This is a genomic window from Bradyrhizobium sp. URHD0069 (genome assembly GCF_000701345.1).
Taxonomy (GTDB): Bacteria; Pseudomonadota; Alphaproteobacteria; order Rhizobiales; family Xanthobacteraceae; genus Bradyrhizobium.
In genome coordinates this window covers 24165-39078 of sequence record NZ_JNIJ01000050.1, presented here as the reverse complement: position 1 = coordinate 39078, position 14914 = coordinate 24165, and the positions used below count along the sequence as shown (strand labels likewise).

The following is a 14914-nucleotide window of genomic DNA, read 5'->3' as shown; positions in this document are numbered from 1 at the left end:
AGATCTCAGACCGCTGAGCGGTCGAGTAATAAATGCGACGTCGCTGTTTCATGCCCACACTCCATCTTTGCTAAAAGATTAGAGTGTTGCGCTGACCAATTGAGCCCGCCGGGGTAACTCGGAAGACATCTGCTCACACTGAGATTTTCTCAGTTTGACCCGCAGCGGACATGGTCTAGTCTTGGTCGACACGCAGGTTTCAGCCGGAGAGCCTTGCGCGTTCTCTGTCTCTTGTGCTGCGAAAATTCGGCGAAGCTCCGGATGATCTGAGTGTGCTATAATGGTCATAAGGTTTTTACGGATGCGCCCGCAGCCACGATCTTCAACAGTTAAGTTTATCGCCATGCGTAGGACCATACTTATTCTTTTCACTGTTGCCGGTTTATTGTCTCAGGAGACGTTCGCAGGAGACTGCGGCGCGCACAGCGGCTGTCGCAAGTTCTCGATATATCAAGCAGCACCGACCTACGGCCCGCCACCGTTTGTCGCCTTCGGATCAACTGTTGGTCCAATCGTCGGCTGCTATGGGTTCGATCACGGCCCGATCTACAGTCCACATCCCTGCAATTTTCCGTACCCTTGCGAGTATTATGGAACTTGCAAGGCCGCTGGGCGAGGGGCGAAACCTTGTAAGGGAACATTTTAGCTACATGGTGTCGTTGTCCGTCTTGGCCCCGGTAGTTTCCAAAATTATCAAGTCTGAATTGAGAAGCCGCCTTCGGGCGGCTTTTCTTTTGGCCACTTCCGCGATGCTCCATGTCTGTTCATGGCACGTTTGAGACATGCCGACCGCATTGAGCAATGTCCGAGTTTGAGGGCAAAGCGGAAAACAAATGCTCGTACTGAGTTCTTCTCTGTTTGACCCTAAACGGACTTGGCGCGTTTCTGTAACGACCCGCCCTTCCTGGGCTGGCGTCCGGCCGCGAAAAGATGAAACTGTCCGTTCGAGTCACGCTCCGAGCCTGGCTGCGGCCGGCCAACCACGACAACGAGATGCGCGACCATGGCTTGCTGACGTCGTGAAACTGTAGAGTATCGGGGCAGCCGCCAACTGAAGCGGCCTCCGCAGGCTTCAGGCCATTAGGTCGGTGATCCGCATAATTGCGACCGCATTGCTTACATTGGACGATTGCTCTTTGGTGCCCTTGTTGCAGGTCCAGACGAAGTTCTTTTTGGCCGTGAACGTCTTCTCGTCCTGGTCGATCTGAAGCTCCCCTTCGGTGATATGGCAGACCATGGCATTGTCCATCAGGTGACCCGGGATCTTCGATCCCGGCTGCATGATGATGTCACGCATCGAGACAGCCTTGAAACCGGGAATGAGGGACGGTGTCTCACCACCGTAAGCACGCACCACGACGCCTGGCCACGGCGTGGTGGCATCCTTGTAGTCCGTCGTTTGCGCAGCCGCTGGCTTCACCATGGCCGCCGACGCGGCTGCCAATCCTAGCGCCACTGCTGACCTTCGATTTACTTTTTGCATTGACCTTCTCCTCACGGTAAGGCCCCACCGCCGCAAGGTTGCTCCGCTCGTGCAATAGAGTCCAGCGGCGCGATGACCAGCCCTGCGCTTTTCACGACAGGGCGTGCCGATCAGTGTTTGGACAGGAACTTGAATATGGCGGCGGCGCGCGGCTGCTGGCGGCGACAGGTCAACTCGCACCCTTTCCGGCGTGTTGTGAAGGTCCGCTGTTGGCAGATTTTGTTGCAAAACTCTCAAAATGCCGTTCGATCAATTTCCCGCAAATGGACCAAACGAGCCGCAATCGCCGATTGATGTAGCCTCCAGGCCATTACCGAAGTCGCTGGTGAGTTCGTAGCTAGATAATGTAGTCCCCTCAAATTACTGTTCGATCGCCGCGTGTACGGCCCGGAAAATTTGTATTCAGCGACGCAAAAAGACTTTTGCAACAAAATCGGCCAGAAGCGGAAGTGGGCAAGCTTTATTCAATCACTTCGTCGGCTTGCGCGACTACCGTCCCAATCACCCGCCACTTGACCTGCTTCGAGACGTGCGCGGTGCGGGTTCCATTTCGCACCCGCACGCGCTTTTCACATCGCAGATCAATCATTACCGCAAATAAGCTTTGGCGGCGGCGTGAAAGCCAATACGCTGTGTGCTGGCAATGACGCCAGACGCACGCGGGAGTCGCAACAGCGGCTATCAGCTTTGCGGACAAGAGTGCGCGCGCGAAATCAGTTGAAAGGCTGCGCGATGACCGATCTCTCCTTGAAAGCCGCGACACCTGCGTCACCTGCCACTGACGCCGAGCCGAGCCTGCACCGGGTCATGGGCCCGTGGCTCCTCCTGCTGTTCATCGTCGGCGACATTCTCGGCACCGGCATCTATGCGCTCACCGGCCAGGTGGCCAACCAGGTGGGCGGCGTCGTCTGGCTGCCGTTCCTTGTCGCCTTCGTCGTGGCGCTGATCACTGCGCTGAGCTATCTCGAACTCGTCACCAAGTATCCGAAGGCCGCGGGCGCCGCGCTCTACACCCACAAGGCGTTCGGCATGCATTTTGTCACGTTCATCGTTGCGTTTGCGGTGATTTGCTCGGGGATTACCTCCGCTTCCACTGCCTCGCGAGCTTTCTCTGCAAACATGTCGAGCACGTTTGGCCTAGGCTTTTCGGGGTTTGGCATCACCATGACGGGTCTCGTCTTCATGGCGATCGTCGCCGCGGTCAACTTCCGCGGCGTCGGCGAAAGCGTGAAAGCGAACGTTGTTCTGACCTGCGTCGAGCTAACCGGCCTGCTGATCATCATCTTCATCGGCATGTGGGCGATCGGCCTGGGCCAGGGTGACGTCTCGCGTGTCATGCAGTTCAAGGTAAGCGATACCGGTCTGTTCTGGCCGGTGATCGCCGCGACCACTCTCGCCTTCTTCGCCATGGTCGGCTTCGAGGATTCCGTCAACATGGCCGAGGAATGCAAGGAGCCGACACGGGATTTTCCAAAAGTGCTGCTCGCCGGCCTGTTCATCACCGGCGCAATCTACGTGCTGGTCTCGATCTCGGCGATCACGCTGGTTCCGCCGGCGCAGCTCGGCGAAGGAGAGACGCCGCTGTTGAAAGTGGTGCAGGCCGGCGCGCCGAACTTTCCGGTCTGGATCTTCGGCATCATCACCATGTTTGCGGTCGCCAACTCCGCGCTGATCAACATGCTGATGGCGAGCCGGCTCGTCTACGGCATGAGCCGCGAGCATGTGCTGCCGCCGGTGCTTGGCAAGGTGCATGCGGGCCGGCGTACGCCCTATATCGCGATCGGCTTCACCACGCTGCTGGCGTTCGCACTGATCACCTTCGTCGGCGAAGTGCCTGCGCTCGGCGGAACGACCGCGCTGCTGCTGCTCTGCGTGTTTACGGTGGTCAATATCGCGGTGTTGGTGCTGCGCAAGGATAGCGTCGCGCACGACCATTTCCGCACGCCGACGATCCTGCCGGTGCTGGGCGCGATCTCCTGCGCATTCCTGGTCGGGCCATGGACCGGACGGGCGATGGTTCAGTACCACGTCGCGGGCGTCTTGATCGCCATCGGTGTCGTGCTCTGGGTGATCACGATGCTGATCAACCGCGCCCAGGGCGTCAGACCCGAGGAGCCGGACATGGAGACGATCGGCGGCCAGGGACCTGTGAACTAGCTGCAGCCCCGGCAGCGCGATGCTGACCGATGCGGCGAGGTCGGCTATAGGTCAATCTCGTCATTCTGACCATGCGCCAGTCACTTCCGGTCTACCCCTGGGAGCAGACATTTTCGGAGCCGGTCGGCATGTCTCAAAGGTGCACAGAAGCGGCCATTGAACCGGATTTGAGGCTCGCGCTCGCCAAGCCGCGCTTGCGTTGGTTACGATCCACGTAATCCAGCACGCCGCTGCAGTTCTGAGCGTTACCTCAACGCGCGCTGAAGGTGAGGCCGGCGCGCTCCTTCAGACGCTTGCGCAACGCCGGACCCATCAGCGCGCCCGGCGTCCAGGTGCCGCCCTCGCCTTGCACGTCGCGCACGAGGCAGAGAGCGCTCTCGGCGATCATCCTGCTGGTCGAGCCGTAGCCCGGATCGCGGTCGCCCGTGACCACCGCCTCGACCCGTCCGCCATCCGGCAGCTCGCCCAGGAAGAGGATGTCGTAGAAGCCCTTCTCGCGCTCTTCCCGAGTCGGGCCTGCGCCGGGTTTGAGACCGCCGGTCGCGACCAAGGAAACCATCGTGGCGAACGTCTCCGTCGTCACGCGAGCGATTTCCCCAACTCCCGGCGCGACCATCATCTCGTCGTAAACGAAGTCCGTGCCGTAGGGATGACCCAACAGGAAATTCGTGCGGTGCACGTTCTTGGTGTTGATCGGCGCCATGGGGAACGGCACGAGCCACACGTTCATGCGCGGGTCGTATTCGGGGATGAGGCCCGACGGCTGAGACGGCCCGGTGAACCCCGGCGTCAACGCGAAGGGATCGGTCAGCAGCCGCATCAGGGCCGGGTCGCGCGCGGCGGCGGCCAACGTCGCCCGAGCGCTCGCCGCGGTGCCGCCAGACATGCCGCCTTTCACTTTGCGCAGGCGGGCTTTGACCCGCCGCGCCGGGCGTCCGAATTTCTCGCGCGCCTTCTCCTGCAACGTAAGCACGCCGAGATCGAACGGGATGGAATCGAAGCCGCAGGAGAAGACGATGCGCGCGCCGGTCCGTTTCGCCTCTTCGTGATGGGCGTCGATCATGCGCCGCATCCAAGCCGGTTCGCCGCACAGATCAACATAGGCCGTACCCGTGGCCGCGCAGGCCGCCACAAGCTCGGGACCGTGGAGCTGATAAGGCCCGACCGCCGTGATGATCACGGCCGCACGCTCGCACATCGAACGCAGGCTGGCCGGCTCGGCGGCATCCCCCTTAACCAAAGGCAAATCGTCTGGTGCGCCGATGTCGGCACGCACCTTCTGGAGCTTGTCGGTCGAGCGTCCCGCGATCGCCCAGGACGGAGCATCGTCGCCGCGATAGGACGTCGCCAGATATTCGGCGATGAGACGGCCAGTGTAACCCGTCGCGCCATAGACGATGAGGTCGAAGTCCCGCTTCACGACGTTGGTCCTCCTCGAGACCCGGGTGTGCAATCGCAGGACACGAGGACGCTCAGCACGAGCAGCAACTGCCATTGAGGGGCCGCCGCTTCATTGAACCGTCCCATCGCGTTTGACGGAGGATACCACAGTTCCTGCCTTGGGGCGCGCAACGTCCGGTTGGGTCAAAAGCGCCGTTTTGACAGTCGGCCGGTCACTTCCGGTCCACTCCGATAAGCAGACAATTTCAAAGCCGGTTGGCACTTCGCATTCGTGCTCGGAGCCACAGGCGCTTGAGGCGGACCGTCCGCGCTGAACGCGCGAGAGCCGCTGGGATGTCCCCAGCGGCTCGCGCGTTGCGTAGCGATGTGGTGCGACGCGCAGCGTCGCGTGGTGGAACGTTGCGATGCGCCGAGGCGCGCCGCGTTGCCTACCGTGATGTCGATAAGTCCTACGCGTCTCATCGACTGAGCTAGCATGGCTGGTCGCGAGGCGACTTCAAGACAGCGCTGCTGTCGTAGTCGCCATCTCTTTCGATCGCGCCGAAAAAGCCGCTACTGCTGGAACGGGTATAACAAAACCTGTAACGGTCGGTTTTGGCGCTGACGACTACGATGCTTGCGCATGGCGCCGTTGAGCCATCGTACCTGCCAAAAGCGTGATATGATCAGCGGAAAGCAGCGGGAAACCTAGATGTCAGAAGACGCCCTTATCGTCATAACAAGCGCCATCAAAACCGCTTTCATTCGCAAAGCCGGATATTCCGTTACCAAGGTCGAGGACCAGAATGCCCCGAAGCCCAAAGGCGAGTAACTCCTGCCGACGTGATCGGGGATGCCATTTGCCGGTGCCGCGTCTGCTTGCTCGTGCGTTTGCAGCCTAGGAACTGATGACCGATCGCGATTTCATCAACTGGTGGCATGATCGCTGGTATCACCCAGTCGCCTGATGCCCTGATTGGAAGGGTAGTTGCTTGAAGTCTCAGCCTGACCGTCATCTGGTGACGGCCGGATGAGGAGTGTCTCGAGAGCGTGCAGCGTGGACCCGTTTGCGCCTTTTACTCGAATCGGCACGCAGCTCCCGGGACATGGGAATGGTGCGCCAGCCGGGACAAAGATGGGCACTGGAATCAGTGTAGATGCGCGATCACCTAACTGGAGGCAGACCCATGATCAAAGATATTCTTGTCAACCTGTCTTACGGGACATCGCAAGATGGCGTTTCCAATTACGCCTTATCGGTTGCGGAAACATTCGGCGCACACATCGTGGGGACCGCCTTTGTCTACTATTCGGTAATGGCCAGTGGCGATGGCTTCTCGGCTAACTTTATTCGAGCGCAGCAAGCAGAAGCTCAAGAACGCGCAGAGTCGGTGGCCGCCGCGTTTGATGAGGCGACGCGTCGCGCCGGCGTCTCAGCCGAAACGCGCAGGATTGAAGCTGGCATTGGCGACGTACCAACCCAGTTTGCGCATATCGCAAGACGATTCGATCTTTCCGTCATTGGCCAATTTGAAAGGGATAGGGGTCATCCAACCACGAATATCGTCATTGAGGCGGCGCTGTTCGAATCCGGAAGACCGGTGCTCATCGTTCCTTTTATTCAGAAAGATCGCCTCAAACTCGATCATGTCCTGGTGTGCTGGGATGGCAGCCGGGCAGCCGCGCGAGCGGTCGCCGATGCCATGCCGTTTCTTACCCGCTCCGGCAAGGCGAGTATTGTTGTTGCGGACATTCAGAGCGCCAAAAGCGCAGACCTTCCGGGTGCGGATATCGCGACCCATCTGACCCGTCACGGAGTAAATGCCACGATTGAGCGCATTCCCGGCAGCAAGATCGATGTTTCAAATACGATCCTGTCATATGCAGCCGATGCAGGTGCCGATCTCATTGTCATGGGCGGGTACGGGCATTCCCGGCTGCGGGAATTTATTCTTGGCGGGACGACACGTGGTATGCTTGCCTCGATGACCAAACCGACATTGATGTCGCACTGATCGGATAGGCTTTGTTAAATCGACGAGCATCAATGTGTGTCGAGACACGTCGCAAAATGTCGGCGCAACGCCCCTGCTGGTAGCATGCGGTTCCGTAAGCATGAGCGGCATCAAGCTGTTTCAAAATTCCGGTTCGGTGCAGGAAATTGTGCCCGCCTTCCCCAATTGACGGCACAACCTCCAGATTCCGAGGGAACCAATCCTCACGACCACGCAATCATCGATCGGATGCAATGACGACAGGAATACGCCGGATATCCGGGTTCATGACATTGCCGTTGACCGCGATGACGGCGAGCATGGTGTACTGGCCGGCCGGCAGCCGGCCGCCCAGATCGATCCGGAAGGTCGCGTCGTCGCTAAGCAGCGCGACATCGGCGAGCACGACTCGATCCTTATCGTCGATCACCACATAGCGACACTGCGGTGCGGAGCGATTGCGCACGACGGGTGCGATCAACGGCAACGGCGTCCGCACCAGGCGATAGTTTCGCTGGAATCTGTCGATGATCTCGATCTCGCCCGAGAGCGTGACGCGGTCGCCGTTCCATTCCACCTTGGTGACATAACCCTGCCGCGGGATCGCGTAGGCGTCGTATGATCCCACGCCCAGCGGGTAGGTTAGATCCCGGAAAGCCTCGAGCGCGACATTGTCGGCCGACCATTTCTTCAGCCGGTACGGTCCATTAGTGACCAGGAAGTGGCCGTGCTCATGGTAGAAGGCCGCGAGCGCCGCCCATCGCTTGCGCGCCTCGTCGGTGGTCACCAGGGATCGCAACGAGGCGGGGCGGTATGCGTCGCGCTCGAATGCCTCGACCAACGGCACGAGCTTACGTTTGAGTACGTCAGAGCGGACAACATCGAGCCACTCGATATTGCGGCGCAAGGCCTCTCCTTGCGAGAACGCCGCCCAGCCGCGGCTGACCGCCTCCTCCATGAGCGCGACCAGATGCCATGGCAGCGTGCTCCAGGGCGGCGCCGCCAGAGCGTTTTGGTCCGGGTTTTCCGGCGCGATCGTCACATAGACGTCGACGACCAGCAGCTCGCGAACGAAGCTGACATCGCCGACGCGGAAGGTCTTGGAGGTGATATCCGCGCCCGCGACCCGCAATCCAGCAAGTGCTCGGCGCAGGGGTGCTGTTGCAGCGTCGACGACGGGGTCGTAATGCCCCTCATCGCCCTCGCGGCGAACGCCCCAGCGATACGCGAACATATAGGCATAGAGCAGATCGGCGATGGTCGTGCGTGAGCCGTCGTGAAAAGCCGAGCCGAGCACACGATAGGTCAATTTCGCTGCAGCGGACGTTTTTGGCCCGATCATCTGCAGCCGGCCGTCTCCCGGCTCAGGCAACACCGCGTCAGCAGGGACATGGATCGCCTCCGTCACGGCGGATGGCGGGGCGGATTCGCGCTGCCCGACAATGGGCTCCGCTGTGATGGACAGACCAACAAACGTGTAGACGACCATGAGCGTGGTCAGCGGAACCTGCGAACGAAGCGCGGCTCCACGTACCGCTATCACACGCATCGCCTTGGTATGGCCGAGATAGACCGCCGTGACATGGCCCGTCACGATCGCCGCAACCGCCGCGTACCAGGCAAAACGCGCGCCGACGATTGCGATATCAACGCGGTAGCCGGCTGTGCCGAATAGATTCCAGCCATTTCCGAACGGATCGGACGCGAGCGGCACGATGTACTGGCCCTGGATCAACAGGAACACCAGATAATGTGCCACGTGATAGCCGATGGCGATCGGGACGAGCGTCAGTGCGAAGCTGCGGGCAAGCTCCACCGGCGAGCGGGCCGTAAGCGTCGCCATGATCGTGCAGATCGCCAGGTAGGCGCCGAGGAACAAAAGCCAGAACCCGACGAGGCCGGCCGTCTTGATCGCGACCGAGTCGTGCGCGCCCAAGCCGGGGAGCGTGGCGCGAAGCCAGCTTTCGAGGTTCGACCATGTCGAGGTGCCGATGAGCCCGTCATAAAGCACGGTCGAGAGCAGGAGCAACACGAATGCCATCATGGACGTCGAGACGGGTTCGTCGTCGAGCAGCCCCGCCCCGAATGGCCGAAGCAACAACTGCCGCACCTGCGGCTGAACCTTCGCCTGAGTCGGCGCAAAACGTGCGAAGGTGCCGAACACGATGGTGAACACCTCGCCGCGCTGCAGCCAGATGTCACGACCGAACACGAGCATTCCGATCAAGGTGAGGACCGAATACGCGGCGGCGAAACCAGCGATGTGGGCCGGCACGGCGGGGCTTGGGTAGACAAGCTCGATCCACGCAAAGGCGAGCAGTAGCAAGCACGCCGGCCAGACACCGAGCGCCGGCCAGTACGGCAGCCGCCGCGACAGTTCGGTGCCGGCGGCCAGCCGGTAGAGCCGCTCCGCCCCTTCGAACAACGTCCGCCACGGATTGATCAGCTGCCACAGGTCTCCAGCGAAAGCCGAAACATAGGCAAGGCCGACCCAAAAGATGATCCACACGAGCGTTGGCGCAATGTTGCGGTATGGATTCTGATCGCCGATGAACCCGGCGAGCACCATGACAATGAATACGCCAAGCGCGACGAGCCGGAGCGACAGAACAACACCTGGCCATGCGATCAGCCGGCCGGGCGCGGTGGCGAGCAGATCGACATGCGGGCCGCGACGGGTGGCGGAGGCATGACGAACGAACAGCCCGAAGACGACGAATGACAATGCGACCGCGGCGGCAGCTCCGAAAAGATAGAGCGAAAGCGGCAGCGGCAGGTCATAGCGCTGGCCGAAGCCGTGGGCGGCAGCAGGTGCCCCAGTGCCGAGAGCGACACACGCCGCTGCTGCAAGCGTCCGCAACACGGCGGCGCTATTGCGGATAGACCTCGATAAGGACAAGCGGTGGCTCATGATGGGAGGGGCTACCTGCGCGCTCGCGCGCATCATGGAGGTGGACGGGGAAGCGTCCGGTCGCGCGTGCGGTGAACTTCATTTCGGCGATCGTGCCGGCCTCGACTTTCTGCTCGATGTCATAGCCGTGCAGATGCAGGGTCAATGGCTGGTCCGTGCCCCAGCGCAGCTTGACCACATCGCGCTGTTTGACGCGGATCAGGCGCATGTTCTGCGCCACCTGCCCGTCCTCGATCTTGAGGTCGAACGTCAGCTCCGCGGCTTGCACGCCCACGCTCGACGCGAGCCCACCCACCATTGGCAGCAGCATGCGTCGGCGCAGTGTGAGCGGAATTCGCAGCATGGACTTGCTCCGACGCATTCATCGACGCGGCTTGGACGCGACATCCGAGATGCGGTTGAACACCCAATTCTCGTCATATGGCGACGGCACGGCTGCCGGGTCGCCGAGCGCAAACCACATCAGGCGGCCGAACGGGTCGGTAAAGCCTGCGATCGGATTCCACGCTGCCTGCGCCCGCCCGTCGACCCCGAGCGCGAGCCAGCCATTCCAGGGAAAATCCTTGAGCTTCACCGTGCGGATGAACATCGGCGAATTGAAGCCTTCGTGGGCGTCATAAGCGATGTTCTCAATGCCAGCCGAGAATTCGGAATTGAAGTACTCCCGCTTGACGGTGTAACCAGCGACGGTCTTACGGCAGCCGCCCACGAGCGCGCCGACGAGGTCGCGTTCCAGATTGATGCGCTCGACCGCGCCCTCATAGTCGCCCGCCCGCAGGCGCTCGACATCGGATTCGATGCGACGCCGCCGCGCAGGATCGACAATTGCATCCACGAGCAGCCGATAGGCGGCAAACCAGCCGGTCCTGACCCAGCGCGGACCAAGCCAGCCGTTGAGCGCCACGCTCGCCGAGGCCACGAGGTCGTCGGCGCCCACCTCATTGATCGCGACATCCCAGTCGGATTCGCCAGCCTGCCATTCGGCACGAACGAGGCTTCTTGCCAGCGCGCCTACGGTCTTCACCTTCAACTCACCGATGATGGCGCCGGTTGCGTCAGTGGGGCTGCCGAGAAGACGCGCCTTCGCGGCCGCAGCCAGATCGACATGGTTGAGAAAATCGCCGTGAAACGGCGTGACCGGATAGGGATGCAGGATCAGCTCACCGGCCTTGCCGCCGATCTCGCGGATTACGGCCCGGGTGAGCGCACAGATGGACGCCTCGTCCTTCGCCAGCGGCGATGCCGGATTGACACGAACAATCACGAACGAGCCGCGCGACTCGACAGCGGTGATGGAGTCGGGAATCGCACCAGCAAATCGCGGCGTACCGCCAACATAAGCATGCATCTTGCCGTCGCGCAGGAGGTCCGCCGCTCGCTCGGACGTCACCGTCGTGATCTCGATCTCATGGGGATAATAGGACGGATAGACCGGCAGCTCGTGGCCACTACGGGCCACGGTGATCGCGATGGACGTCATCGCGGCGATGAGGAGGCTGCATCTGGTCATTGCGCCATCCGGAACGTTCAGACACGGCGTTTCGCAACCGTGTCGGCTTTCGCGCGGCTAGCCGCGCAACGCCTTCATCACTTTTTCGTCGGCGAGCGCTTCCCTCGGCGACCCGTGGAAGATGATCTCGCCACGGTCGATGGCGTAGAGCCGGTCGCCGATGCGCGTCGCCGCGCCCAGATGCGATTCCGCCATGAGGATGGAAACGCCCATCGCCTTGATCTTCGTGACTGCCTCGGCAAAGCGATTGACCACGACCGGGGCCAGGCCTTCGAAGGCTTCGTCGAGCAACAACAGCGAAGGCGACAGCATCATGGCGCGCGCGATCGCCACCATCTTGCGCTGACCGCCGCTCAGGTGAAGGCCCTGGCGCTGGAGCAGGCTCTGCACTTCGGGAAAGAGGCTGAACGCCTGGGCGTCGGGGTCTACCCGCTGACCGCCGTTACGGCGCTTGGCGACCTCATCGCCGAGCCAACGACTGATCATCAGGTTCTCGCTCACCGACAAATCGGGAAAAACCCCGCAATCCTCGGGCGAATAGCCGATGCCACGTTTGGCCCGCTCGTGCGGCGGGAGCCCGGTCACGTCTTCGTCATGGAACAGTATCTGTCCGGCCCGGACCGGGAGAAATCCCATGATGCTCTCGATCGTGGTGGTCTTGCCGGCCCCGTTACGCCCGACGAGGCACACCACTTCCTTCTTGTCGACGCGCAGCGACACGCCGCTGAGGATGTGGGCCGGGCCCCGGTAGGTGTCGATCGCATTGACCTCGAGCACGATCAATCCTTTCGTGAGAAGGCGTCGGGACCGGAAGAGCCGATCAGGATCATTGCGACCTGCTCATTCTTCCTGATCTCGGCGGGGGTGCCTTGGGCAAGAATCGCGCCCTGGTGCATCACGACGATGCGATCGGAATATTTGAAGACGACGTCCATGTCGTGCTCGACGACCACGGCTGTTATGCCCTCGCCGCGCACGACCGAAGCGATCGTGTCCATGATCTGGCCCTTGTCGCGCGTGCTCACCCCGCTCGTGGGTTCGTCGAGGAATACTAGCTTGGGCCGCAGCGCATAGGCGAGCGCTACGTCGAGCAGCTTACGCTCGCCTTGCGCAAGACCGCGCGCAAGCTCGTTGCGCTTGCCGGCGAGCCCGAATTGGTTGAGCACCGCGTCGGCTTCCCGCGTCACCTCGCTGTCGCGGCGGGCGAGCGCCGCAATGTTGCGAGTCTTGCCTTCGCGGGAAAAGATCGCCAGCGCGACGTTGTCGAAGGCGGTGAGGTCGTCGAACAGATTCACGAGCTGGAAGCTGCGCGCAATTCCTGCCTTGACGCGCTGGGTCACCGAAGCGTTGCTGACGTCCTCGCCCTGGAAGATGATTTTTCCGGAATCGGCGCTGTAATATGCGCTCACGACGTTGCAGAACGAGGTCTTGCCGGCACCATTGGGGCCGACCAGCGAAATGAACTCACCCTCCTCGATGGTCAGATTGACGTCGTCGACAGCATGCGTATCGCCGAAGTACTTCTTGAGATGGACCGTCTCGAGGAGGCTCATGAGGTCCCCCTGGTAAACCTGGCGGCAAGGCGCGCGGCTGTCCCCACGATGCCCGACGGCAGCGCTAACACCAGGACCACGAGCACCACGCCGAGCAGGAGCTGCCAATATTCCGTGCTCGCGACCGCATAGGTCTTGAGATAGTTGAACATCACGGCGCCGACGATCGGCCCGGTGAACGTCCGAAACCCGCCGAGCACGGTCATGAACACGATCTCGCCGGAGAACGGCCAATAAAGGATGTCGGGCGTGGTCAGTCCATTGAGCGGAACCCAGAGGACACCGGCCAGGCCTGTGAACGCGCCCGATATGACGAAGGCGATCCAGCGGTAGCGCCGCACTGATATGCCGACGAAGCTCGCGCGCGTCTCGTTGTCGCGAATTGCCTGCAGCGCTTTGCCGAACGGCGAGTGCACGATGACCCACATGATGACCGTCGCCAACGCGAACAGTCCAAGTACATAATAATAGTAGGCGAAAACGAAGCGTTGGAACGAGCCGGGGCCGGCGAAGTTGACGAAACCGCCGAGCAGCGTGAGCTTGGCAGAGGCGACTCGGATGCCGTCGGTGCCGCCGGTCACCCAGAAGAACTTGAAAGCAAGGCTCCACAACACCTGCGACAATGCCAATGTCAGGATGCCGAAGAAGATGCGCGTGTGCCGTACGCACACGAACCCGAACAGCGCGGAGATGAGCAGCGCGCCCAGGAGCCCGCCGACGATGCAGAGCTCCATGGATTGCGCGCCGAGGTCGCGTACGATGAACGCAACCGTATAGGCGCCCGCGCCGAAATAGGCAGAATGGCCGAACGACAAGAGTCCGGTATAGCCGAGCAGCAGATTGAAGCCAAGCGCCGCGATGGCCATGATCAGGCCGTAGGTGAGCAGCACCGTCTGGTAGGGATCGACCAAACTCGGCAGCGCCGCGAGCACGAGGAGTATTGCGATCGCAACCACAGCCGGCCGCCAAGCAGACGGGCCAATGCTCGTGATCGCGCCTTTTTTTGCGACGGCGAGGCTCATCGTCATGCCCTCCCAAACAGTCCGGTCGGGCGAATGAGCAGGACCGCCATCGCGATCAGGTAGAGCACGGCAAGCTCGATCTCAGGGAAGAACTGGATGCCGGCGGTGCGAACGAGGCCGACGATCAGTGCACCGACCAGTGCGCCTTCGAGGCTCCCGAGCCCACCGATCACCACGACAACGAACGCCAAGATCAGGGCCTCAATGCCCATGCCGAGCACGGCGGCCTGCGCCGGCACCACGACCGCGCCGCCCAACCCTGCCATGAAGCAGCCGATGGCGAAGGCTTGCACGTAGACACGGCTGACATTGAGCCCGAGCGCTGCGGCCATGCGCCGATCCTGCGAAGTGGCGCGCAGGATGACGCCGAACTTGGTACGGTAGATGATCCACCACAGGCCGAGAGCTGCGATCAGCCCAATGGCGATGACGAACAGGTTGTAGGTTGGATAGAGCAGCCGGCCGATCGGAATGCTGCCCATGTGATCCATGATCGATCCGGCGGTGAGTGGCGTACCGCCGAACAGGAACTTCATGGCGTCTTCGAGGATCATGAGCAGGCCGAACGTGATCAGCAGATGGTACTCCTCCGGCCGTCGGTAGAGCGGACGCAGCAGCGTGGGCTCGATCACCGCGCCCACGACCGCGACCGCGACGGCGCCGACGGGCAGCAGGAGCAGGAGGCCGGCAAGGCCGAGCGTACCGCTCGCCGCATGGCCGACCGTCCCGCCGACGACCCAGGCCGAGACATAGGCACCGAGCGCATAGAGCGACCCATGGGCGAGATTGACGATGCGCATAACGCCATAGATGAGGCTCAGGCCCGCGGCGATCAGAAACAAAACCGCCGCGTAGAAGAATGAATTGAGCAATTGGATGATGAAGATCGTCATCGTTCTTCCTC

11 protein-coding genes are annotated in these 14914 nt (G+C 61.5%); 2 read left to right on the top strand and 9 right to left on the bottom strand.

The features are described from left to right. Positions 1-1072: 1072 nt before the first annotated feature. The gene (locus tag N554_RS0125775) at positions 1073-1483 is read right to left on the bottom strand and encodes a hypothetical protein (protein ID WP_029586135.1); all 411 of its coding nucleotides are present in this window, start codon (positions 1481-1483) and stop codon (positions 1073-1075) included. Between the two features lie 732 nt (positions 1484-2215). Between N554_RS0125775 and N554_RS0125765 the strand changes: the two genes are divergently transcribed. Beyond that, complete coding sequence (locus N554_RS0125765; RefSeq protein ID WP_029586134.1) at positions 2216-3640, top strand: APC family permease; 1425 nt, start codon at positions 2216-2218, stop codon at positions 3638-3640. A 250-nt stretch (positions 3641-3890) separates the two neighbouring features. On the opposite strand, the gene N554_RS0125760 is transcribed toward N554_RS0125765, so the two are convergent. Next, a complete protein-coding gene (locus tag N554_RS0125760) occupies positions 3891-5060 on the bottom strand; it encodes a saccharopine dehydrogenase family protein (RefSeq protein WP_029586133.1) in 1170 nt (389 codons plus the stop codon). 1147 nt (positions 5061-6207) lie between these two features. Between N554_RS0125760 and N554_RS0125750 the strand changes: the two genes are divergently transcribed. Then, complete coding sequence (locus N554_RS0125750; RefSeq protein ID WP_029586132.1) at positions 6208-7035, top strand: universal stress protein; 828 nt, start codon at positions 6208-6210, stop codon at positions 7033-7035. 217 nt (positions 7036-7252) lie between these two features. Here the strand turns inward: N554_RS0125750 and N554_RS0125745 are convergent, their stop codons facing one another. From N554_RS0125745 to N554_RS0125715, 7 genes are read right to left on the bottom strand one after another with little or no spacing between them, the layout of a single operon-like run. Beyond that, positions 7253-9913, bottom strand: coding sequence for a hypothetical protein (locus tag N554_RS0125745; RefSeq protein ID WP_156042107.1), 2661 nt, complete (start codon positions 9911-9913; stop codon positions 7253-7255). Further along, positions 9885-10268 carry a hypothetical protein gene (locus N554_RS0125740; RefSeq protein ID WP_156042106.1) on the bottom strand — a complete coding sequence of 128 codons (384 nt, stop codon included), beginning with the start codon at positions 10266-10268 and terminating at the stop codon, positions 9885-9887. Before N554_RS0125740 ends, N554_RS0125745 begins: the two co-directional genes overlap by 29 nt. 18 nt (positions 10269-10286) lie before the next feature. Continuing rightward, complete coding sequence (locus N554_RS0125735; protein ID WP_029586129.1) at positions 10287-11435, bottom strand: hypothetical protein; 1149 nt, start codon at positions 11433-11435, stop codon at positions 10287-10289. 57 nt (positions 11436-11492) lie between these two features. Beyond that, positions 11493-12212: an ABC transporter ATP-binding protein gene (locus N554_RS0125730; RefSeq protein ID WP_197033742.1), complete on the bottom strand. Its 720-nt coding sequence runs from the start codon at positions 12210-12212 to the stop codon at positions 11493-11495. A 2-nt stretch (positions 12213-12214) separates the two neighbouring features. Continuing rightward, positions 12215-12988: an ABC transporter ATP-binding protein gene (locus N554_RS0125725; protein ID WP_029586127.1), complete on the bottom strand. Its 774-nt coding sequence runs from the start codon at positions 12986-12988 to the stop codon at positions 12215-12217. After that, positions 12985-14010: a branched-chain amino acid ABC transporter permease gene (locus N554_RS0125720; protein ID WP_051677715.1), complete on the bottom strand. Its 1026-nt coding sequence runs from the start codon at positions 14008-14010 to the stop codon at positions 12985-12987. Before N554_RS0125720 ends, N554_RS0125725 begins: the two co-directional genes overlap by 4 nt. A 2-nt stretch (positions 14011-14012) precedes the next feature. Then, entirely contained in the window at positions 14013-14903 is an 891-nt protein-coding gene (locus N554_RS0125715) for a branched-chain amino acid ABC transporter permease (RefSeq protein ID WP_029586125.1), read from the bottom strand. Positions 14904-14914: the final 11 nt, after the last annotated feature.